The sequence below is a fragment of the uncultured Shewanella sp. genome, assembly GCF_947497935.1.
GTDB lineage: Bacteria > Pseudomonadota > Gammaproteobacteria > Enterobacterales > Shewanellaceae > Shewanella.
In genome coordinates this window covers 57522-80077 of the sequence record NZ_CANMIO010000011.1, presented here as the reverse complement: position 1 = coordinate 80077, position 22556 = coordinate 57522, and the positions used below count along the sequence as shown (strand labels likewise).

General features: G+C 44.0%; 16 protein-coding genes. 6 read left to right on the top strand and 10 right to left on the bottom strand.

The genetic code is table 11. The features are described from left to right. Positions 1-80: 80 nt before the first annotated feature. The 3 genes from Q1A86_RS13690 to Q1A86_RS13680 all read right to left on the bottom strand — a co-directional run bounded on the left by Q1A86_RS13690 (position 81) and on the right by Q1A86_RS13680 (position 4941). Entirely contained in the window at positions 81-2735 is a 2655-nt protein-coding gene (locus Q1A86_RS13690) for a parallel beta-helix domain-containing protein (protein WP_299807478.1), read from the bottom strand. A gap of 333 nt (positions 2736-3068) precedes the next feature. Further along, positions 3069-4187 carry a DUF481 domain-containing protein gene (locus Q1A86_RS13685; protein ID WP_299807476.1) on the bottom strand — a complete coding sequence of 373 codons (1119 nt, stop codon included), beginning with the start codon at positions 4185-4187 and terminating at the stop codon, positions 3069-3071. Positions 4188-4311: 124 nt separating this feature from the next. Next, positions 4312-4941 (bottom strand): arylesterase, encoded by a 630-nt coding sequence (locus Q1A86_RS13680; RefSeq protein WP_299807474.1) that lies wholly within the window; start codon positions 4939-4941, stop codon positions 4312-4314. On the opposite strand from Q1A86_RS13680, the gene Q1A86_RS13675 reads away from it, so the two are divergent. Further along, positions 4922-5653 (top strand): ABC transporter ATP-binding protein, encoded by a 732-nt coding sequence (locus tag Q1A86_RS13675; protein ID WP_299807472.1) that lies wholly within the window; start codon positions 4922-4924, stop codon positions 5651-5653. The genes Q1A86_RS13680 and Q1A86_RS13675 overlap by 20 nt on opposite strands. Next, positions 5644-8097 carry an FtsX-like permease family protein gene (locus Q1A86_RS13670; protein ID WP_299807470.1) on the top strand — a complete coding sequence of 818 codons (2454 nt, stop codon included), beginning with the start codon at positions 5644-5646 and terminating at the stop codon, positions 8095-8097. The genes Q1A86_RS13675 and Q1A86_RS13670 overlap by 10 nt, the downstream gene beginning before the upstream one ends. 90 nt (positions 8098-8187) lie before the next feature. On the opposite strand, the gene Q1A86_RS13665 is transcribed toward Q1A86_RS13670, so the two are convergent. Together Q1A86_RS13665 and folX are read right to left on the bottom strand one after the other, a co-directional pair. Beyond that, complete coding sequence (locus Q1A86_RS13665) at positions 8188-9093, bottom strand: TIGR01777 family oxidoreductase (protein ID WP_299807468.1); 906 nt, start codon at positions 9091-9093, stop codon at positions 8188-8190. Positions 9094-9154: 61 nt separating this feature from the next. Then, positions 9155-9526 (bottom strand): dihydroneopterin triphosphate 2'-epimerase, encoded by a 372-nt coding sequence (folX, locus tag Q1A86_RS13660; RefSeq protein ID WP_299807466.1) that lies wholly within the window; start codon positions 9524-9526, stop codon positions 9155-9157. An 89-nt stretch (positions 9527-9615) separates the two neighbouring features. Between folX and Q1A86_RS13655 the strand changes: the two genes are divergently transcribed. Together Q1A86_RS13655 and Q1A86_RS13650 are read left to right on the top strand one after the other, a co-directional pair. Further along, the gene (locus Q1A86_RS13655) at positions 9616-10764 is read left to right on the top strand and encodes an AI-2E family transporter (RefSeq protein ID WP_299807464.1); all 1149 of its coding nucleotides are present in this window, start codon (positions 9616-9618) and stop codon (positions 10762-10764) included. A gap of 21 nt (positions 10765-10785) precedes the next feature. Further along, a complete protein-coding gene (locus Q1A86_RS13650) occupies positions 10786-11697 on the top strand; it encodes a class I SAM-dependent methyltransferase (protein ID WP_299807462.1) in 912 nt (303 codons plus the stop codon). A gap of 787 nt (positions 11698-12484) precedes the next feature. Here Q1A86_RS13650 and Q1A86_RS13645 read toward each other — a convergent pair. Further along, on the bottom strand, positions 12485-12949 hold the full coding sequence (locus Q1A86_RS13645; RefSeq protein ID WP_299807460.1) for a hypothetical protein: 465 nt from the start codon (positions 12947-12949) through the stop codon (positions 12485-12487). A gap of 890 nt (positions 12950-13839) precedes the next feature. On the opposite strand from Q1A86_RS13645, the gene Q1A86_RS13640 reads away from it, so the two are divergent. Continuing rightward, complete coding sequence (locus Q1A86_RS13640; protein WP_299807458.1) at positions 13840-14283, top strand: energy transducer TonB; 444 nt, start codon at positions 13840-13842, stop codon at positions 14281-14283. A gap of 115 nt (positions 14284-14398) precedes the next feature. Here Q1A86_RS13640 and pta read toward each other — a convergent pair whose 3' ends face one another. After that, positions 14399-16546, bottom strand: coding sequence for a phosphate acetyltransferase (gene pta, locus Q1A86_RS13635; RefSeq protein WP_299807456.1), 2148 nt, complete (start codon positions 16544-16546; stop codon positions 14399-14401). 102 nt (positions 16547-16648) lie between these two features. Then, on the bottom strand, positions 16649-17845 hold the full coding sequence (ackA, locus tag Q1A86_RS13630) for an acetate kinase (protein WP_299807454.1): 1197 nt from the start codon (positions 17843-17845) through the stop codon (positions 16649-16651). A 194-nt stretch (positions 17846-18039) separates the two neighbouring features. Between ackA and yfbV the strand changes: the two genes are divergently transcribed. Further along, positions 18040-18483 (top strand): terminus macrodomain insulation protein YfbV, encoded by a 444-nt coding sequence (gene yfbV / locus Q1A86_RS13625; RefSeq protein ID WP_299807453.1) that lies wholly within the window; start codon positions 18040-18042, stop codon positions 18481-18483. Between the two features lie 25 nt (positions 18484-18508). Here the strand turns inward: yfbV and pflA are convergent, their stop codons facing one another. Both pflA and pflB read right to left on the bottom strand, forming a co-directional pair. Further along, the gene (pflA, locus tag Q1A86_RS13620; protein ID WP_299807451.1) at positions 18509-19249 is read right to left on the bottom strand and encodes a pyruvate formate lyase 1-activating protein; all 741 of its coding nucleotides are present in this window, start codon (positions 19247-19249) and stop codon (positions 18509-18511) included. Between the two features lie 64 nt (positions 19250-19313). Next, on the bottom strand, positions 19314-21596 hold the full coding sequence (gene pflB / locus Q1A86_RS13615; protein WP_299807449.1) for a formate C-acetyltransferase: 2283 nt from the start codon (positions 21594-21596) through the stop codon (positions 19314-19316). Positions 21597-22556: the final 960 nt, after the last annotated feature.

Genomic DNA, 22556 nt, shown 5'->3' with positions numbered 1-22556 from the left:
AGAAAAAAGGCCGGGAGTGCCCGGCCTTTATATCGATAAGAACGTTAATTGCTCTTAGTTTCGCATACTCGCTTCTTATGTTAGTTAGAGCAGCTTGCTTGAGGTAGGCGCTTAATCCATTCGTTGATAAGGGCGACACCCTCAGCATGGGATAAGCTACGACCAATCTCTGGCATTCTGTCACCTGGATCATTCGACTCCATTCTAAAGTGCAGAATCGACTCCTCAGGTTTACCCGGTACGATATCGTAGCCTAGCGAACCACCACCGTAGGCAACTGGTGACTTACAAGTACCGTGAGACAGACCCGCATCTTCATCATAAGCTCTCCAGTACTCAAGCTTTAAGCCTGTGTTTGAGGCATTACCTTCTGGGCGGTGACAGTGAGCACAGTTGATATCTAAATACCCTTTGGCTGTGTTCATCAGTTCAGCATCAGACATCTCGGCAAGATTGACTTCATCACCATCGTTATAAGATGGTACGGCGTCCACGCTTGCTAGCTCAGGTACACCTTGCAATATGCCTGCAGCTTGCCATTTAAGTAGCTGGTTCATGGTACCGTCACTATAGGTGTAATCTTTATTTAGGTTACGAGCCTTAGTGCCAATTGGTGCGAACTTAGCAGGGCTGTCAGCATCAGGTTTTAACTGGTGACACTGCTTACACTGGTTCATACTCGGAACAACATAGTCAAATTCCATGTCTGTACCATTGTGCATAACGCTCTTACCTTGAATGGCTCCAGCCTTTGCCAAAACAGCATCTGACTTTTCAGCATTCCAGACATAAGGCAATGCAGTCCAGCCTGTTTCACGCTTGATAAGTAGACGGGTTTCAACCAGTTCCTCGTTCGCTATGCCTCGTTTGCTGGTGTCAGCTGGTAGGGCGAAAGATTTAACGATAACCGTGCCGACAGGAAACTCAAATGACTCGTTCTCTGAATAGTTAGCTTTTTGACCTTCAGGTACGAATACATAACGGTATTTACTTGAATAATCAGTAAATAGCTGGGTATTCATATCGTAAGGTATACCACCAGAGTTTGGTGCGTCTGCAGGGTTCTTCATGTCAGCGAATAGGTTGTAGTCAGACAGGTTAGGGCAGTTTGCTTTAAGCAGAGCATCCCAAGAGGCGTTGGAGCCTTCAGCCATACAAAGACTCAGATCGCCATCACCTTCTAGGCCACCTTCATCTTCACCTATGCTGCCACCGCCACCAATTAGGTTACCGCCGTCACAGCCTTCAGTTTCATCATCGACGCCACAGCCGAAGATTTGATCTCCAAAGGTCACAGTGTGAACTGGCAGGCTCACCTGCTGGCAATCCATGATATCGGTTTGAGTCTTCTCAAATAGAAACTCGGGGCTAGCCATATCTGTATTGTCGTTTGCATATAGGCGACCAAATGACACATCACCGTTATTGCTGGCACAGATGTTATCGCTGCCATCGGCTGCAAATGGTAGCTCTTGCAAACCTAAATAGGCTGCAGTGCCGTTATTTGACAGTAACTCACCTAAGCCATCGTAAAGTACGCCAGGGAATTGACCATGGGTAAATAGGTAACCTTTAATAATATCGTCAATCAGGTAACCGTTAGGCTTTTTGCCATATCCTTCAATCACATTATCATGCATATAGATATTGCGCGGAGTTGGGCGCCAACCATCTTCGATGGGTTGACCTGGCTGACCATAGTTGGCGACAAAGGTTGAGATGTCTGGCTCTGCGATGAAGAAACTTGAGATAGTCACACCCATGGTGTCGTGGTTGGTGATCTCGTTGTTGAAGATCTCGACATCATCAGTAGAGAGGATAATCATACCCGTTCCTGGTGGAACGATATGTACACCCGCTGGGTTGGCTGAGGCGTTGGCAAAGTTTTTAGTATTGTTGTCAAAGATTTTGTTATTGAAGATACGCACGCTCGAGCCGTATCTGTGGTTACCAATAGGTAAATCGAATACTAAAATACCCCCCGTGTTACCCATGGCTTCATTGTCATAGACATCAGCATATTTTGAGTTTTCAATCTCAATACCGGCAACGTTTTCTTTAGCGATATTGCGACGTACCACAATATATTCAGATTGACCGACGTAAATACCGGCATCGGCACTACCACGTACATAAGTATCTTCGATAAGAATGTTTTCACATTCAACCGGATAAAGTCCGTATGCACCGTTGCCCTCATCGAGCTCACCTTCCCAAACAGTGGCTACACGGCGCAGAATAATACCATTGGTATTTTTAAGCTTAATACCGTTGTTCTTTGCTTCATTAACCGATAAGTCTTGAATGATAATATTGAGCGCGTTCTGAACAAAAATACCGTCGCCAGAGTTAGCCTTAGAGAAGTCTAGAACCGTCTCTTCCATGCCGTAACCCATGATCGTCACGTTTTTAGCGTAACTGCCGTCTCCGTCTACATCACCATCAAATAGCAGTGTCGATGCGATTTCAAAGTTACCTTTTGGCAGTACGATGACATCGCCACTCTGTGCGTTAATCAAGGCTTCTTGAATTCGGATCGTGAGGTTTTCACCCTCTTCAATCATGATGGCACCATCAGGGAAGCTTGGGCTAGGTTCTGGTATCGGTGTGACTACGGCAGTGTCCTCTTCGACTACGTTTGGTTCGTCATCGTCTGATGAACAAGCTCCTAAGCTTATTGCTACAGCACTGGCTATCAAGGTAGGCATAAGCCATGAAGGTTTCTTGTTGAGCATAGCGTCTCCAAATTTATTTTTATTATGCGACTACTAGATTGCACTGGCGTACAAGATAAGCAATGTGAAATGTGGACAACAATTCATTAACACTGTGTTATCAATTGTTTTTTTTGAAAAGATTAAACGAAGTGAAATGGCTTAAGTATTGAAAAATAATGTGAACAACGTCACATTCAAACGCTTGTATGGAAATGCAGAAACCTAAAAAATCACTATAACTATTTACCGACTAGTGACTGGTATAGTTGCCATAAAAAATCCCTGCCATGGTTAATGACAGGGATCTTGTTTGATACTTAGTAGTTGCTTAATTGAAGTGAAGCTACAAAGTTAGAGATCAATACCAAAACCGACAATGAACTGATAATCGTCTTGTTTCGGTATAAACCCGCCTGAGTCTGCTTGCGGGTTATTGGTGCGATCCCAAACGACAGAAAGGTCTAGGTCAAACATACTGGTTAGCTCGATCTCTAATGTTGCAATCGCATGGTGTGTGTAGCCACCAGATTTTTCATTACCATACTGAATTCGGTATAGTGTATTAAAGTCGATATCGCTGGTGATTTCGGTGTCATAAACCGTTTCAACCACCATGGCCGCACTACCATCATCAATTTTTTCGCCCGCAGCGACTTCATCAAAGCGGGTGTAAGTGTATGCAGGACCACCACTTATACTCCATTCTGTTTTTGAGTTATCTATGATGTTGTAACCGAGACCCGAACCGAGTGTGACTCGATAATCGATGTTTGAGAAAGGGTCTTTATAGACTTCGGCAAATACAGGTCTTAAGTAGAACTGTTTGGAGATAAACCAGTCAAAGTTAGTGTTGATACGGTGATTATTGATGCGGTTTTCGCCATCAGTTTTAGAGTAGTTACCGATATAATCTAGGTTAAAGCGCGACTCTGTCGTTCGACGAATGGTTTTTGCCAGTGCGCTGTAATCTATTTGATCGGTATTACCACTGCGAAAATTGGCACCTAAAGTGATTTTACTCGACCAGTAATTAGCTTCTGATTGATCGCCGGCAATAATCGTCATGATCTCTGAGTTATCGAACTCTTCCCCGTTAATATACGATTTACCATTTTCTACCAAAAGACGGCCAGTTTTGGTAGTAAGATCGGTGAAGCCAATGCTGACTAATCGGCTACTTTGCAGTACTTTCACGTCTTCCCAGTCGATGAAAACAGTATCGAGTTCATCACTTTCAAACTCTAGCTTGTCATCATAAAGATTTTTTATCTCACCTTTTAACAGCTCCAGAGAAGTCAGCTGTAACCAATCGTATTTTACATCCGCTGGGGGATAAAGTTCTGCAGGTGTTAGCGACTGCTGAGGAGTGACTTGTGTGGTAATGATGTCTTCTGCCGAGAATGCAGAACCAGAGTAAATAGCCGCGAGGCAGGTCGCAGCGATAAGAGTATAGCGCATGTGGTATTCCATTAAGCTCTCCCTGAAGAAACGATGTTTTGGCTGACTTTATTATTGTCCTATCAGCTTGATTAAGGTGCAAACGCGATCTTCGTTGGACGAATATTAAACAAGAAAACAATGATTTAAGTGGTGATTATAAAGCCTGCTCAAACCATGGCAACATAAACTCGGCAATTGCAGATTGCGCTTTTTGATTAGGGTGAATACCGTCTCTTTGCATTAAAGATGGATCCGTGACGATTTGTTCCATGAAAAATGGCATCAGGGTGACCTCATGCTCTTCTGCAAGTTCTTTATAAACTGTACTAATTTGCGATGCGTATCTCGGGCCATAGTTAGGTGGTACCATGATTTCGCTTAGTAGAATTTTTATTTCTTGTTCCTTGGCAAGTTGGATAATTTTTGTAAGATTGTTTTTCAGTTGCTTGGGGGGAAAACCACGTAAGCCATCATTGCCACCGAGTTCGACTAATAAGAGCTTTGGCTGCGCGGAGTCAAGCAGTGCGGGCAGTCTACGTAACCCCCCAGCCGAAGTTTCACCGCTGACCGAGCCATTTATGATGCTGTGCTCAGGCATTTTTTCGCGTAATAATTGTACCCAGCCTTGATCTTCTGGCATGCCATAACTTGCACTTAGGCTATCACCTAGGATTAATATAGGGGCAGCACTCAGCTTAAAGCAGCTGAAAACCAATAATAAGACCAAACCGCCGAGTCGGTTTTTAAAGTCGAAGAAGGATTCTATGTCTGAAAATAGTGCCATAACCGTAAGTCACCTAGTTAAATCAGTTATTACTCAAGAGGGAGAACTGACTATCCTCAACGGCATTAATATGGATGTCAAGCAGGGAGAGAGTGTGGCTATCCTTGGGCCGTCAGGTTCTGGTAAATCGACCTTGCTCGGTCTGCTTGCTGCACTTGACTCACCGTCGAGTGGCTCGATAAAGCTCGATGGTGTCGCGTTAGAGCTGCTAAACGAAGAGTCGAAGGCTGCACTGCGTAAGCAAAAGGTCAGCTTTATCTTTCAGTCTTTTATGTTGGTTGATACCTTAAATGCCCTTGAGAATGTGATGTTGCCAGCAGAACTCGCCGGTGTCGCTAAGGCAAAAGAAAAGGCCGAGGCGATGCTAGAACGGGTGGGACTAAGCCATAGACTCACTCACTTTCCTAATCAATTATCCGGTGGTGAGCAGCAAAGAGTAGCGATTGCTAGAGCCTTTATTTGCGAGCCTAAAGTGTTGTTTGCCGATGAGCCGACGGGGAATCTAGACTCGGCCAATAGCGATAAGATTGCCGATATGCTGTTTGAACTAAATCGAGAAAGTGATACGACTTTGGTACTCGTCACTCATGATATGGAGCTTGCCAGTCGTTGTCAGCGTCAATTCATCATGGATTCTGGCCGCTTGAGTGAAAAGCAAAGCGAGTCTGTGCTCGACCCTGAAGGAGCAGAAGAGGCAAGGGTATGGAGTTAAGTTTAGCTTGGCGATTGTTTAAAAGGGAGTTATCTCAAGGCCAGTTGTTATTGATTATTCTTGCCATTACCTTGGCGGTATTATCGGTAACAGGCCTTGCGAGTGTAAGCGAGCGCTTACAGCTGGCGATTAATGGTCAGGCATCTAAATTCATCGCTGCCGACCGAATCATCGACTCGCCAGAGAAGATAGATCCTAAGGTGCTAGCCGTGGCCGATGAGCTTGGATTGTCTCGCGTTGGCAGCATGCAGTTTAACTCCATGGTGTACGCAGGTGATGCGTTTCAACTGGTTACAGTAAGAGCCGTTGAGCAAGGTTATCCACTTAAGGGCGATATCGAGCTGAGTGGTGGTAAAGCCCAGGGCTTACCGCAAGCGAATACCATCTGGTTCGAGACTCGGCTCGGTGGCTTACTAGGTTACCCAAAGCAGATTGAATTGGGTAACGCCAACTTTGCTTTATCGCAGGAGATTATTCGCCTGCCTGATGCTGGTTTTAATCCGTTTGCATCATCTCCCGTGGTGTTGATGCGTATCGAAGACGTGGCGCAAACTCAGGTGATCCAGCCTGGAAGCCGTGTGACCTATCGATACCAGTTTACCGGTGATAGCCAGCAACTAACGGCATTTGAGGCGCAAGCTAAACCACTGCTTAATACCAGTCAGCGATGGGTCGATGTGCAATCTGGAGACTCGCCAATCGCTGGAGCGGTAAAACGTGCTGAGCGATTCTTATTGCTAGCCAGTCTATTAGGCATTGCACTGGCCTGTGCGGCCATTGGTATTGCGGCGCAAAGATACTGTCAGCGCCATTATGATGTGGTGGCTATGCTGAAGACCTTTGGCGCATCAGCTAAACAGATAAGAGTGCTATTTGGCACGCATTTACTATTGGTTACCGCCGTTGGCGTATTGCTTGGTCTGCTCGGTGGTTTTGCCTTAGATAGAGGCATAACCGCATTCTTACCCGCAGAAATAGCGGCTTATTCGCCGCCCATTGGCAGGCCTATTCTGTTAGGTATAGGTACGGGGTTTATCAGCGCCTTTATGTTCTCTGCTTACCCGCTAATGCGTTTATTGGCTATTCCTCCTTTAAGGGTGCTACAAAGACAGCTTGAGGGCTTGCAACTTGGCATGTGGTTGCACCTTATTTTAAGCCTGAGTGCCATGGCGCTACTGGGTTATCTCTACTCGCAAAGCTTGGCATTAACCTTAACGGTTGTTGCGGCGGTATTGCTGCTTGGAGTGTTATTAAGCGTATTGGGCTTTTTTATGATCCGTTTGGGTCATAGTGTGGGCATGAAAACGACCAACCCTTTGCAGCTAGCGTTAGCAGGCCTTAGGCGCCGAGCTAAACAAAATGCGGTGCAGCTAGTAGGGTTTAGTAGTGCTTTGGTATTGCTGTTGACGATTTTGGCGTTACGGCAAGACTTATTACTGGAGTGGCAAAAGCAGCTTCCTGAAAATTCACCCAACTACTTTCTAGTCAATATTGCACCAGAAGAGACGCAAATGATTTCAGATTTTTTAGCTCCGCATCTGAAATCGTCACCGGTTATTTATCCTGTCGTTCGCGGTCGTTTAACCGAGATAAATGGTGAAGGGTTGATCTCTAGCGCGCAAAAGCAAGATGGCGTAAAGGGTAGAGTCGGGATCTCTCGCGAGTTAAATCTGACCTATCGCGACACCATGCCGCCCAATAACGAGATCTTAGAGGGAACGTTCAATCAAGATAAGTTTGATGTCTCGGTAGAGTCTGGTGTGGCGGAGCGTTTAGATCTATCAATAGGCGATAGCTTAACTTATACCATAGATAATCAGACGCTCACTGTGAAGGTTGCAAGCATTCGTGCGGTCCACTGGGAAACACTGCAGCCAAACTTTTTTATGATCTTTACTCAAGAAGCATTAGCGCCGTTTGCTTATACCTCTATGTCGAGTTTTCACTTAGATGAGTCGCAGCGCGGGCTTATTTTAGATTTAATTAAGCAGTTTCCGACTGTGTCTATCATTGATGTCGGTGCTATGGTGAGCCAGCTCAGACAAATAATCGATCAGGTATCCCTGTCATTATCTCTGGTGTTAATTTTAGTGTTATTAGCGAGTGCCTTAGTGATGATAGCGCAAACTGAGGCGGGTATGGCGACAAGACAAAGAGAGCTTGCCGTGCTCAGAACCTTTGGGGCCTCAGGTTGGCTGCTGCGTGCTGCAACAGGGCTTGAGTTTGCTTTGCTAGGGACGATAGCGGGAATATTGGCGGTGATTGTTGCCGAGTTCACTCTATACCTGTTAAAGACTCAGGTGTTTGAGCTTAATGTATATATGCATTGGCCGTGGTGGGGAATTGCTCCATTATGTGGCGGCTTGGTTGTTGCTACTTTAGGAATATGGCGATGTAGACAGCTGCTGAATAAGTCTTGCGGTGAGTTACTTAAAGCGCATTAGCAAAATATTAGTTCGAAATAAAAAGGGATAGCTAAGCTATCCCTTTTTATTTTTATTCTATCTGTCAACGCATTATGTTACAGGAAAAGATTAATCAAGTAACTGTTTGAATGCGCCCTCAAGCTCAGGATATTGGAATTCGAATCCCGATGCCAAGGTACGTTTAGGCAAAACATATTGCCCTTCAATTAATAGGCTCGACATCTCACCGAGAATGAGCTTTAAGGCAAATGCTGGGACTGGAATAAAAGCGGGTCGATTTAACACATGGCCCAGGGCTTGAGTAAACAGGCTATTACTAATTGGGTTGGGAGCACAGCCGTTATAAACGCCCTCACAATTAGGATGGTTGAGCAAGTGGATAAAAAGGTTAACGAGATCGGATTGATGGATCCAGCTCATGCCTTGCTCTCCGTCGGCAATTGGCCCACCTAGTCCTAGTCTAAATGCCGGGAGCATCTTAGCCAAAGCGCCGCCATGGGGGCCAAGTACTAGCCCAATACGAATAATACAGACCCGGGTTTGCTCGCTCTTGGCCTTTAGCGCGCCTTCTTCCCAACGATGACAAACTTGATGGGTAAACTCGGCTCTATTGGCGCGATTGGCTTGATAGCTCTCATCGACAGTATTTTGCTCTTGATTACCATAATAACCTACGGCAGAGGTGCTAATTAGAGTATGAGGTGGTGTGGTACTTTTTTGGAAAAGTGCTGAGAGTTGCTCGGTGAGCGTCCAACGACTCTGGCAGATAGCAAGTCTTTGCTTTCCGGTCCAGCGTTTTGAGGCGATGGGCTCTCCTGCTAAATTAATAACCGCATCGAACTTATCTAAGTCGTCGAGTTCATCCAATGAACTCAAATAGTGATGCTTAGCGCCAAGTTTAATGGACGCGCGAAGCGGATCACGGCTGAGAATGGTTAATTGGTGTTGAGGTACTAAGGCGCTGACCAGTTGCGTACCGATAAATCCACTGGCGCCAGTCATTAAAATATTCATAGGCTCAAATAGATACAATTTAAGTTAATTGCCTTGCTGTCAGCGCGCGAGATAGTGACCGTTAAAGCTGTGCTTTTTGATAGCATAGCTCTAGTGATACTGAATCTGCGAACCGCAGCGCGTGTGGCTTGTCAATTTCGACCTTGGCAAAATCAACCCACGAGTGTTCACTTGCGATCTCCAATACCTGGCTTGTTAGGTTTTCAAGCAAAGAAAAGCGGTTGTTTTCAACTAAAGCAATGATCTTTTTCGTAATCGTGCGATAATTCAGAGCATCATCCATATTGTCACTGTTTCTCGCCTTATCTGCGCAGTAATGAATAACAGTATTTATGGTGACATCTTGCTTATTTTGTATTTCGTCTTCTTTGATCCCAATGTAGGTGCGTAGCCTGAGGTTTTTGATTCGGATCACAGCGATTTCTGGTTTCATATAAAACGATGTCCCTATTGCAGTGTATGTTAGAAGCAGTTTATACAACCCTATCAATATTATAGTGAATCAAGAAGGATTTTATTGTAATGAGACGATTTGAGAACCAAGGCGTAGCCTTTAAAGGCTTCGCTATTTCAGCGTTCATCGTTGTTATTCTAGCGGGTATTAAAGCCGCTAGCCCGATTGTTGTACCTTTTGTACTTTCAGTGTTTATTGCTGTGATCTGTAATCCAATGATTAGTTGGATGACGCGTCATCGTGCCCCGCGTGGTCTAGCTGTGCTGCTGCTGATGGTCTTTATTGTGTTGATGGGACTATGGTTAGCCTCGGTGGTGGGAACTTCGATTAATGAATTTTCGAAACAACTGCCACTGTATCGTGATCAGTTAATTGAGCAGTTTTCTTGGGTAGTTGAGAAGCTTGCCGCATTTAATATTCAGATCTCTAAAGAACAGATCTTGGCCTATTTTGACCCCGGTGTAGCCCTGTCAATGACGACGAATATGTTGTCAGGTGTGGGGAGCGTGATGGCAAACTTGTTCTTAATTATTTTGACCGTAGTCTTTATCCTATTTGAGTCGAATGGTTTTTCGACCAAGATGCACCTAGCCTTAGACGATCCCGATATGCGCTTAAAGCAAGTCGATCGTTTCTTGAACTCTGTTAATCAGTACATGGTGATTAAGACATTAGTCAGCTTAGCCACCGGCCTGATTATTGGTGTCGGTCTTTACTTTATCGGTGTTGACTATGCCTTGCTATGGGGCGTTATCGCATTCCTGTTTAACTATATTCCAAATATTGGTTCTATTATTGCTGCTATTCCATCTGTACTGTTGGCATTTATCCAATTAGGCCCTGGCGCCGCTGGTGGAGTCGCCTTATTGTATTTAGGTACAAATATGGTGATGGGTAATGCAGTTGAACCTCGATATATGGGTAAAGGTCTTGGCTTGTCGACCTTAGTGGTATTTCTATCATTAATCTTTTGGGGCTGGTTATTGGGCTCGGTAGGTATGTTGTTATCGGTGCCATTGACCATGATTGTTAAAATCGCCTTAGAATCTAGCTCTGGTGGTCGTTGGCTAGCTGTATTACTTGGAGACGATGTATCTGAAGAACAGCTACAGGTGGCGAAAGTCATCGCCAATGCCCCTGTGGAAAATAAACAGCTAGAAAACGCTCAACCAGAGCAATCTCGAGTAGAGAGCGAGCAGCAAGACAGTAATTCGTAAAAATAGTGAAAAGTGAGTTTGATGCAGTTATTTATTGAAGCAGTAAAGCAAGTTCAGTTATCAGAAGACGTAGGGCGATTATTTCATGGTCGAGGAGGGCGCTTTCAGGGTTGTGAGCATCTTTGTCTCGATTGGTTTTCGCCTGTTTTACTGTTAACCAGTTTTAAAGTATTAGAAAGTGATGAGCTAGACAGCTTATGTGCAGCTATTGAACAGCGTTGGCTTGAGCTTAAAGGCAATGAGCCACTCAATCTTGTGTTTCAATATCGTCGTGGCGGTGAAACTCACACAGAAATACTTAAAGGTGAAGTGCCAGAAAAGCATATCGTAACTGAAAACGGTGCTTGTTTTCAGGTGCATTTGTTGCGCGGTCAAAACCACGGCTTGTTTCTAGATATGGCAAACGGTCGTCAATGGGTACGCGAACACAGTGCTCAAAAGAAGGTACTGAACTTATTTGCCTACACTTGTGGTTTTTCGGTCGCAGCCTTGCAAGGTAAAGCTGATGAAGTTGTGAATATCGACATGAGCAAAGGTGCTCTTTCTATTGGAAAGCAAAACCATATACTCAACGATTTCAAAGTCGGAGCACGCTTTCTGGGTCATGACATCTTTAAGTCATGGGGTAAGCTAACAAAGTTAGGCCCTTACGATTTGATTATTGCCGATCCGCCAAGCAATCAAAAGGGCAGCTTCGTTGCGACTAAAGATTATGCTCGTTTACTAAAGAGGCTACCAGAGCTATTAAGAGATGACGGCGATATGCTGCTTTGCTTAAATGCACCAGAGCTGAGTATCGAATTCTTAATGGATCAGGTTAACGAATACAGCCCAAGCCTAGTGTTTTGTGAGCAATTAGAAAACCCTACTGTATTTGCAGATGTGGATCCTAACAAAGCTCTTAAGGTGCTTCGATATCGAAAGCATTGCTAGTTAGTCAAAGTCAGCTTTTTGAAGGCCAAACATGATGTTTGGCCTTTTTTATGGCTTAACTATTTGGTTTAACTATGTCGCTCTACTCTTATGCATTGATTGATGAGTTCATTTTAGAGATGACTTTTGATTTTAGAGGGAGAGTAGAGGCGAGTTTAGGGGAAAACGAGAGGTCTTAAGCAACATCATCGTATCTTGTAGGTATATTATTTCGTCGTTAAAAACTCCCTGTTAATCACTTTTTTGAATTAAAAACTGAAAGTCTTACACCTGGGTTTCCGGCTTTTGTGGTTTTTCACTGCTTTTTTGTGAGTTTTAGCTGTTTTTTGTATCTCATTCTGAAAGTTTTTTGTAAGTCAGGTGGCAAAGCTGTTATACTCGCCGTTAAAGACAATGCATAATTGGCATGTTTTTAAAAAAGGCGAAATGTCACACGATTGATGACATGCTTTTGTACCCTACACCTTAATCAAAGATCCGGAGTCGTTATGGAAATTCAGGAATATGAAGGCGCATATTACCAACTACAAGATGAGATGTTAGAGTCTCTACCAGTTGAAATGGATGAAGAAGCGTTTTTAGATTAAGGAAAATCGCTTAAAGTCAGCAGTAGATGCTGGTTTTAATACTAAAATAGCAACCACTCGGTTGCTATTTTTTGTTGTCTACTTATGCACATAGACTTCTGTCGCTAGTATCTCATTAGCTACTCATGTCAGTAGGGAGTTTTCGTGACGTTAAGCTAGTGGGCTTAAAGATAAAATCTGCGCTCACAGATAAGGAGCGACTAACCATTCACCTGACGCTTCTCAGGCATGATCTCAATTATTATCCAGTTTCCATTCTGCTTGTGTAATCGTAGGGTACGGTCATCTATCCAATCTTGCCCACCGCGTTTTCCCTTAATTTTGACTATAACGGTTACGTCATCGGTAAACTTACGAAAGAAATCGATATCAACGTCATCAACTTCAAGCTCAACATCAGTCATCGACAGGTTCAATACATATCGCTGTACCGATGAGGCAATATAATAGTGGCCTAAGATCTCCTTGAGTGAGTCATTGACATACAGCTTGGCTTTTTCGACATCCTTATCAACGTAAATTGCGTTTAAAAACCCTAGAGAGGTTAACTCTGGAGTACGAAGGGAAGCCTTATCTGAACGGTGAATATCATCGCTATGGGGCTCTGAGGGGCTACAAGCGGCTAGGCTTAAGAGGGCTGCTGCAAAAAGTACAGATTTAATCATAATATCGAAGATAATGAATTTTGTGCAGTATTACGATTCCTGTGCATTAACGCAAGATTTTCATTTTGATCGGCCGAAAAGCTTGACCTAGCGAAAGATCTAAGGCATATCTGTATGAATAACTTATTTAGGTTATCCACAGAATCTGTGGACAAGTATGTTGACGACTATTTTTAACTTATGTAAGTCTCTAAAATATAAGTAGTAAATTGGCTGGTCATTTTTTGTCACATTCATGCGTGATAGTGTTTTCTTTCAAATTTATCCCCTGGTTCCCTTCAGTATGATGCACGGTAAAGATCCTGCGATCGTTTTCTGTTTACTCAATGTTTCGTGGCACTGAGTGTTAAAAATGATAGGTTTAATTGCATAAACCTAGTTCCTTAGTTCCTTAACTTCTTAAGTCCAGCTTATGTTGTGGCTACAAGTAAAGGGGCTAATTATGATTACCTGTATTTAGATTTAGCGCAATTGAAGGCAAAGACAGGTAAAGAAGCTGAGTTATTCGACGTATTAAAAGTGCTAGAGCCTGATTCATATTGAGAAGAGGACTGAATTTTATAGATGCTGACTCGCTAAATTGATCACCCTAATGCGACACGCAACGAATACGCAATTGTGATTAATGAAATCAGGCAAAGTACAGCAGCTTTGGCTGCGCACGTTACTCTCTGACAGATTTAAGTTTTTTGAAATCCAGTGTAAGTTGAAACTGGCTTGGAAGATGCGATTGTCACAGCGTATATCGATGAAGGGGAAATTTACACTATCCTGTCTAAGAGCATCATATTTACGAACATTATATCTAGGACTATCCTATCTAGGGCTATCTTATTTCACAAGAAGCCCGTTAATACTTATAACCGAACGACTATTTTAATGGAGCAACAATGTACAAGGAATTACTATTCGCCCTTTTCGTGCTTGCGACGATTGGCTGTCAGACCACAGAAAAAACGGTTAATGTTGATAATTATCTCAATTTGACTACTGAAGATAAGAAAGATGCATTAAAGCAATACTGGACGATAACGAAAAGGGTAGAGCCTCAATATCCGATTCAGGCTGCGATTGATCGTCTATCGGGTTGTGTTGAGCTTCTCTTCGGTATTAATGAGCTAGGAAGAGTGAGCGGCTATCAGGTGAAGAACTCTTATCCAGAAGGTGTGTTTGATCAATATGCTGCAGCATCGCTTACACAGTGGCATTGGCAGTCGACACCGGAAAATACAGCAAAGCAGCCAGTATTATCGACGATAAAATTGCAATTTATGGTTGAAAACGCAAGAAATCAAGATGTTGCAGTAAAGCAATGTGAATACGAGCACATGTAGCTAAGCGAAAATTAGTTGAAGCTTGAAGTGACGTGAAGAGACTTTATGCTCTGATAAATAGATACAAAAAAGCCTGCATCAGCAGGCTTTTTAATGGAGTTAGCTAAGCAGCTAATTAGGCTTGTTCGTTTTGAGCCGCTTGAATCGCTGTTAGAGCGATGGTGTAAACGATATCGTCTACTAGCGCGCCGCGTGATAGGTCGTTCACTGGCTTACGCATACCTTGAAGCATTGGACCAATAGAGATCAAGTCAGCACTACGTTGTACCGCTTTGTATGTTGTATTACCCGTGTTTAGATCTGGGAATACGAATACAGTTGCTTGACCAGCAACAGGGCTGTTAGGCGCTTTAGAGCGAGCAACGTTAGGCATCACTGCCGCATCGTACTGTAGTGGACCGTCGATCATTAGATCTGGACGTCTTTCTTGAGCAATACGAGTCGCTTCACGTACTTTATCAACGTCTGAACCTGTACCTGAACTACCAGTAGAGTAACTGATCATTGCAACGCGTGGCTCAATACCAAATGCAATTGCTGATTCTGCAGATTGAATCGCGATATCTGCTAACTGCTCAGCGCTTGGATCTGGGTTAATCGCACAGTCACCGTAGATGTATACTTGATCAGGCATAAGCATGAAGAAGATTGAAGATACTAGGTTTGAGCCAGGCGCAGTTTTGATCAACTGTAGTGGTGGACGAATTGTGTTCGCTGTGGTGTTAACCGCACCCGATACAATACCGTCTACTTCGCCTTGAGCAAGCATCATAGTACCTAGTACCATGTTGTCTTCTAATTGCTCTTTAGCAACAACTTCAGTTAGGCCTTTGCCACGACGTAGTTCAACCATTGCTTCAACATAACGGCTACGTGATGTTTCAGGATCAACGATTTCTACGCCGTCACCTAATACAACGCCTTGCTGGCTAGCAATACGTTCGATCTCTTCACGGTTACCTAGAAGTACACAGCGAGCGATACCACGTTCAGCACAAATAGCTGCAGCTTCGATTGTTCTAGGCTCATCGCCTTCTGGTAGTACAACAGTCTTACGCGCTGCACGAGCAAGTTCAGTTAGCTTGTAACGGAATGCTGGTGGCGATAAACGGTGCTCACGTGGAGAGTTCTTAGTGATGCTCTCAACCCAGTTTTGGTCGATGTGGCTTGCAACGTATTCTTGAACTTGTTCAATACGTACCGCGTCATCTACAGGCACTTCGTGGTCGAAACGCTGGATGTTTAGGGCTGTTTGCCAAGTGTTAGTATCGATTAAGAATACTGGTAAGCCTGTTTCAAAAGCTTGTTCACAAAGCTCCATGATCTGTGGCTCTGGCTCATAACCGCCAGTGAGTAGTAGTGCGCCAACTTTTACGCCGTTCATAGATGCAAGACATGCAGATACGATAACGTCTGAGCGGTCGCCTGAAGTCACAAGTAGTGAGTCAGTTTTAATATGAGTAACCATATTCGGGATGCTACGTGCACAGAAAGTCACTTTACGCATACGGCGAGTATTCATCTCACCAGCGTTAATGATTTTAGCGCTTAAGTGCTTAGCAAGATCTGATGCACGTGGGGCAACAAGATCTAGGTTGTAAGGCACGCTACCTAAAATACGTAGTGGGCTCTTACCTGGAAGCTGGAACATGCTCGCCGAATCTGGACGAGGCATTTCGTCGTGATCAAACACTTCAGATAGATCTGGACGTGCGCGACCTTCGTCATCAACTGGCGCGCCAATCTTGTTGATAATGGCACCAATTAGACGTTTGTTTTCGCTGCCACCCCAAGAGTTATGTGAAATTTCTAGACGGTTCATTAATGCTGTTGGGCTTTCGTTACCTGGTGTGGCAACAAAAATGATATCAGCATCAAGTGCTTTAGCGATAGCATGGTTAACGTCGCTAGAGAAAGGATGATTACGAGTCTGTACCAAACCTTCAACGATCAAGGTTTCTGTATCATCAGCGCATTCTGTTGCACGAGCAATGATCTGCTCCATCAACACGTCAGTTTGGTCTGCACGAATTAGCTTTTCTGCATGATCCATCTCGAATGGCTCGAGTGGATTAACGGTTGGAGACTTGCTCAAAATTGTCGTAGAGCGCTCTGGACCGTGGTCGTTTGGACGTTGTTGGGCGATTGGCTTGAAAAAGCGTACTTTAACGCCGTGGCGTTCAAGTGCGCGAACCATACCTAGGCTGATGGAAGTTAAACCAACGCCGGTACCCACTGGAATGAGCATGATGTTACGAGACATATTGACCTCTTGAAACTCGGTGATGTCATACAAAGTATGACTAAAATCTTTACTGCGCTAACTGCAGCTAATACTATGTATTAGCTGCATTTTCTTGCTTAATTACTTGATTAGCTCGATTGCGTCTTGCGCAATAACCCACTCTTCATTAGTAGGGATAACCATAGCAACAGTACCTTCATCAGTAGTGATTTGGCCACCGTTACCAAAGCGAGCTGCAGCGTTACGCTCTTTATCAACGTTGAAGTTGAAGATCGCTAGAGAGTTAAGAACTTTCTCACGGATTAGGTCAGAGTTTTCACCGATACCACCAGTGAACACTACTGCGTCTAGACGCTCTAATGGCACTGTGTAAGAAGCGATGTACTTAGCTAGACGGTAGCAGAAGATTTCTAGTGCTAGCGTTGCACCTTTATGACCTTGCTCGAAACCTTCTTCGATGCCACGGCAATCGTTAGTTAGTTCAGAAATACCTAGCAGACCACTTTGCTTGTTAAGTACAGACTCAACTTCGTCTAGTGTGTAACCTAAACGGTTAACTAGGTGGAAGATAACTGAAGGATCAACGTCACCACAACGTGTACCCATTACCAAACCTTCTAGTGGCGTTAGACCCATAGAAGTATCAACACTCTTACCGCCTTTAATAGCAGTAACAGATGCGCCGTTACCTAGGTGAGCACAAATGATGTTTGTGTCAGCTTCGTCTTTACCTAGTGCAGCAGCAGCTTCGCGGCTGATGAATAGGTGACTAGTACCGTGCATGCCGTAGCGACGGATAGCGTTTTCACGGTATAGCTTGTATGGAAGCGCGTAGATGTATGCTTTTTCAGGCATAGTCTGGTGGAAAGCAGTATCAAACACAGCTACTTGTGGTAGTGCTGGGAATGATGCTTGTGCAGCACGAATACCGATAAGGTGAGCAGGGTTGTGAAGTGGTGCTAGAGTTGCACAATCTTCAATACCTTGGATAACTGATTCGTCAATAATTACTGAGCGAGTGAATTTCTCACCGCCGTGTACAACACGGTGACCAATTGCTTGGATCTCAGCTGCGATTTCTGGGTAAGCACCTAGAATGTCGTTAACAATGTATTCAACCGCTTCTCTGTGAGCAGTGAAAGCACCTAGGCTAGCTTCACTCTTTTGGCCGTTAACTTTCCACTTGATTCTAGAATCTTCTAGACCAAAACACTCAGCTAGACCTGAAATTTGGTCATCGCCAGTAAGTGCATCAATAACTGCAAACTTTAGAGATGAACTACCACAGTTAAGCACCAATACTAGTTTGTTTGACATGTTTAAACCTTTCGCAATAAATGGTGAAGTCGTTTGACTCACCGAATAACAAAACTTCATATGGCAACTATAGCCGAAGTCGTAAAGTATGCTCTTTAAAGGAGCAACATTTGTTTCTTACTCGCGCTAGCCCTTGGGGCAGGCAGAGTGTTTATGCTAAAGTTAGGCTGTATTATTATTTATAGGTGCCATCTTTGAGCATTCAAGTTCTCAAAACCTTGGGCGAAGGTCGTCGCTATATGAAGACCTGGCCTATGGTTCGACAACTCAGTTATTACTTTCCTGAGTATCGCGTTATGCGAGCCACTAAACTTGCGCTACCGTTAATGCCATTTTTGGCTTTATTAGCGGCAGCAAGCCAGTTATACCTACACGGTTGGAGTTATTTACCCCAAGCGATAACTATCGCACTGTTCTTTATCAGTTTGCCTATACAAGGCTTACTTTGGTTAGGTTGGCGTTCTCGCCACCCTTTACCGTTATCTTTACTCGACTGGGGTAACCAGTTATCGACTAAGTTAATGCAAATGGGGATTAACTGTCGGCCGCTTGGTGCTAAAGCGTGTTATTTCGATATGGCGCTAATTTTAAAGGCCGCCTTCGAACGCTTAGATGCCAGCTATTGGGAAGAGCTCTAGCTGATTGTTATAATATTTAACGCGGTTAATAAACCGCGTTCATTCCCATATCGGTAAAGACTTTCTTAATCTGTTCCATGGTTTCTGTGCTTGGCGGAGAGATATTATTAAGCTCATAATCCACACCCATGGCTTCCCATTTATGCTTGCCTAGCTCGTGGTAAGGGAGTAACTCGATCTTTTCCACGTTAGTCATAGGCTTAATAAATTCAGCTAAGGCTTGTGCCGATGGGATATCGTCGGTGTAACCACCAACAACCACATATCTAATCCATGTTTTTTGCCCACGCTTGTGTAAGTATTCAGCAAACTGTAGCGTGCGCTGGTTGCTGACATTCGTCAGATCGATATGTTTTGCATCATCAATCTGTTTAATATCTAGCATCACCAAATCTGTATTATCGAGTAATTCATCGATAATTGGTGTGTGTTTACGAACAAAGCCGTTGGTATCAAGACAGGTATGGATACCTTCTTTTTTGCAGGCTTTGAAAAGTTCAGCTACGAAATCAGCTTGTAAAATTGCTTCTCCGCCGCTTGCGGTCACACCACCGCCACTGGCTTCAAGAAAAGGTCGATAACTAATGATTTGACTCATTAAGTCATCGACTTTCATTTCTTTACCACCGTGTAAGTCCCAAGTGTCGCGGTTATGGCAGTATAGGCAGCGCATTAAGCAGCCTTGCATAAAGGTGATAAACCGAATGCCAGGACCATCTACTGTTCCAAAAGATTCTATTGAATGAATCCGACCGATAACTGCCATCTATACTCCTGTTTAGCTGATGCTCGCATACGCTAGCATCAGCTCAATCGACACTTAATTAAACTTACAGACCTTTAGTAAAGGTACGGGTAATAACGTCTTGCTGTTGCTCTGGTGTTAGCGAGTTAAAGCGTACTGCGTAACCAGAAACACGGATAGTTAACTGTGGGTACTTATCTGGGTTAACTACTGCATCTTCAAGCATTTCGCGGTTCATAACGTTAACGTTTAAGTGTTGACCACCTTCACGGTTATCGTTGTGAGCGAAGTAACCATCCATAAGTGCTGCAAGGTTAGTCTTACGTGCATCGTCATCTTTACCTAGTGCGTTAGGTACGATAGAGAATGTGTAAGAAATACCGTCTTGAGCATGAGCAAATGGTAGTTTAGCAACAGATGTTAAAGAAGCGATAGCGCCTTTTTCATCACGACCGTGCATTGGGTTAGCACCTGGAGCAAATGGTGCACCAGAGCGACGACCGTCAGGGGTGTTACCCGTCTTCTTACCGTAAACAACGTTAGAAGTAATAGTTAAAATAGACTGTGTTGGGATCGCGTTGCGGTACATCTTCATGCGACGGATCTTAGCCATGAAGCGCTCAACCAATTCAGTAGCGATATCATCAACACGTGGGTCGTTGTTACCGAACTTTGGATAATCGCCTTCGATGTCGAAGTCTACAGCAATGCCGTTTTCATCACGGATTGGCTTAACAGTTGCGTACTTAATCGCAGCTAGTGAGTCAGCAGTGATAGATAGACCTGCGATACCACACGCCATAGTACGACGTACGTCTCTGTCATGAAGAGCCATTAGAGCTGATTCATAAGAGTACTTGTCGTGCATGAAGTGGATAGCGTTTAGTGCAGACACATATTGTGTCGCTAACCAGTCCATCATAGTGTCTAAACGACCCATAACGTCATCAAAGTTCAATACTTCGTCTGTGATTGGAGCAGACTTAGGACCGATTTGAGCGTTAAGTTTTTCGTCAACACCACCGTTGATTGCGTAAAGCATAGTCTTAGCAAGGTTTGCACGCGCGCCGAAGAACTGCATGTGCTTACCAACAACCATTGGGCTTACACAACAAGCGATAGCGTAATCGTCAGATTCGAAATCTGGACGCATTAGGTCATCGTTTTCGTACTGGATAGAGCTAGTATCGATAGATACTTTAGACGCGTACTTCTTGAAGTTTAGCGGTAGTTGCTCTGACCATAGAACCGTGATGTTCGGCTCTGGGCTAGGACCCATGTTGTACAATGTGTGTAGGAAGCGGAAGCTAGACTTAGTAACAAGTGTACGACCGTCAAGACCCATACCAGCGATAGACTCAGTAGCCCAGATTGGGTCGCCAGAGAATAACTCATCGTATTCTGGAGTACGTAGGAAACGAACCATACGTAGCTTCATTACGAAGTGGTCAACCATTTCTTGAGCTTGTTGCTCAGTGATCACGCCATTCTTGATGTCGCGTTCAATGAAGATATCTAGGAAGCTAGAAGTACGACCTAAAGACATCGCCGCGCCGTTCTGGCTCTTAACAGCAGCTAGGTAGCCGAAGTAAGTCCACTGGATAGCTTCTTGAGCGTTAGTCGCAGGTAAAGAGATGTCGAAGCCGTAGCTTGCTGCCATCTTCTTCATTTGACCTAGTGCTTTGTGCTGCTCTGCAATTTCTTCACGAAGTTGCATAGTGTAAGACAAGTTTTCGCCAGTTTCGAAATCAGACTGAAGAGAAGTGAACTGAGCAAACTTGTCCGCCATTAGGAAATCGATACCGTATAGCGCGATACGACGGTAGTCACCAATGATACGACCACGGCCGTATGCATCTGGTAAACCAGTCAATACGCCTGACTTACGACAACGCATGATTTCTGGCGTATAGATGTCGAACACACCTTGGTTGTGTGTCTTACGTAGCTCTGAGTATACGTATTTAACGTCAGCGTCTAGTTCACGGCCGTATGCAGCGCAAGAACTTTCAACCATACGAATACCACCGTTTGGCAACATAGCGCGCTTAAGCGGTGCTTCTGTTTGCAAACCAACGATAGTTTCTAGATCTTTAGTAATGTAACCGGCTTCATGAGAAGTGATAGTAGATACACGTGAAGTATCAAAATCTACAGGAGCGTGAGTACGGTTCTCTTCCTTAATACCAACCATAACTTTGTCCCAAAGTTCGGTTGTTGCTTCAGTAGCACCAGCAAGGAAAGACTCATCGCCTTCATAAGGAGTGTAGTTAGCTTGAATAAAGTCACGCACATTGACTTCAGTTTTCCAATCGCCAGCGGTGAAACCTTCCCACGCGGCTGCAAACTGTTCAGTTTTTTCGGTCATCGTACAATTACCTTCTGTTTGAGATAAGGTTGTTGGGTATCGATATTGGCTCTAAATGAGGCGCGCGATACACCAATAGTAAATTCTTAAACACGTGATCTGTGAATTCACATATAACGCGTTTCGAAGTAATTTCACTTCGCAGTAATCTGTTCAGTTCAATTGTCTTGTATTCTCCAGCACTCATCTCTGGCTGAAGATTTAAATTGGTAAGACCAATTAACCATGATTATATTAGCATAACCTAGGAAGCACTGCACTCAAATCAGTCTTCATCTGGCTGAGAAATGCAAAAACTGTTACCGAGGTAGCACTTTTTGAACGATAGCCGCTTTATCCGTCTTAGCTTAATTGCTTGAGCTTAAAACTGGTCTGGTTTTCGCAAGATTCCCACAGCTTAGCTTTCAGGTCATTTTAAAATCGTTAGCAAGCCTTTGCTTTTATCGCTTTATGGTAATAAAAGCTACCGAGATTAGAGCCTAGTCAGTGGACAATACTATGACTGCGGTATGAATTATAGATTAAAAAATCGCCATGTTAAGTTTGTGGGTGATAGGCGAATTTTTTCTTGAACCGTAGCGAGATTGCGGTTGTTGCTTGCCTAAGTCATCTGTAGCGACAAAAGCCTGTGTAAGTTATTTTCGCGGTTTTCAGCGCAATAACTCTTAGCCTTCACTTTATAGGTTTTACTGTGCTCCCATGGTTACTTTTAGCTTGTTCAACTTTGCCTCTGCCATGGTGCAACTGTGTGCTTTGTTGTGCCATGTGGTTGCTTGTTGCTGCGCACTCTGAAGAGGGCTGGTATCTTTCATTTGGGACATTGGCAACAAGATATAATTGATACTGTTCTGCTGATAGTGATTAGTGCGTTAGCCTTTAATACGTATGCCTTAACGTATAAGTCTTGACGTAAAGTCGCGCCTGAATAGACATAGACAAGCTGAAAATGGGCTCATCGTC

What these genes read in the sequence shown, in the direction of transcription:
- Q1A86_RS13690 (WP_299807478.1), bottom strand. Translation starts at nt 2,735, where the DNA reads ATGCTCAACAAGAAACCTTCATGGCTTATGCCTACCTTGATAGCCAGT.
- Q1A86_RS13685 (WP_299807476.1), bottom strand. Translation starts at nt 4,187, where the DNA reads ATGGAATACCACATGCGCTATACTCTTATCGCTGCGACCTGCCTCGCG.
- Q1A86_RS13675 (WP_299807472.1), top strand. Translation starts at nt 4,922, where the DNA reads ATGTCTGAAAATAGTGCCATAACCGTAAGTCACCTAGTTAAATCAGTT.
- Q1A86_RS13680 (WP_299807474.1), bottom strand. Translation starts at nt 4,941, where the DNA reads ATGGCACTATTTTCAGACATAGAATCCTTCTTCGACTTTAAAAACCGA.
- Q1A86_RS13670 (WP_299807470.1), top strand. Translation starts at nt 5,644, where the DNA reads ATGGAGTTAAGTTTAGCTTGGCGATTGTTTAAAAGGGAGTTATCTCAA.
- Q1A86_RS13665 (WP_299807468.1), bottom strand. Translation starts at nt 9,093, where the DNA reads ATGAATATTTTAATGACTGGCGCCAGTGGATTTATCGGTACGCAACTG.
- folX (WP_299807466.1), bottom strand. Translation starts at nt 9,526, where the DNA reads ATGAAACCAGAAATCGCTGTGATCCGAATCAAAAACCTCAGGCTACGC.
- Q1A86_RS13655 (WP_299807464.1), top strand. Translation starts at nt 9,616, where the DNA reads ATGAGACGATTTGAGAACCAAGGCGTAGCCTTTAAAGGCTTCGCTATT.
- Q1A86_RS13650 (WP_299807462.1), top strand. Translation starts at nt 10,786, where the DNA reads ATGCAGTTATTTATTGAAGCAGTAAAGCAAGTTCAGTTATCAGAAGAC.
- Q1A86_RS13645 (WP_299807460.1), bottom strand. Translation starts at nt 12,949, where the DNA reads ATGATTAAATCTGTACTTTTTGCAGCAGCCCTCTTAAGCCTAGCCGCT.
- Q1A86_RS13640 (WP_299807458.1), top strand. Translation starts at nt 13,840, where the DNA reads ATGTACAAGGAATTACTATTCGCCCTTTTCGTGCTTGCGACGATTGGC.
- pta (WP_299807456.1), bottom strand. Translation starts at nt 16,546, where the DNA reads ATGTCTCGTAACATCATGCTCATTCCAGTGGGTACCGGCGTTGGTTTA.
- ackA (WP_299807454.1), bottom strand. Translation starts at nt 17,845, where the DNA reads ATGTCAAACAAACTAGTATTGGTGCTTAACTGTGGTAGTTCATCTCTA.
- pflA (WP_299807451.1), bottom strand. Translation starts at nt 19,249, where the DNA reads ATGGCAGTTATCGGTCGGATTCATTCAATAGAATCTTTTGGAACAGTA.
- pflB (WP_299807449.1), bottom strand. Translation starts at nt 21,596, where the DNA reads ATGACCGAAAAAACTGAACAGTTTGCAGCCGCGTGGGAAGGTTTCACC.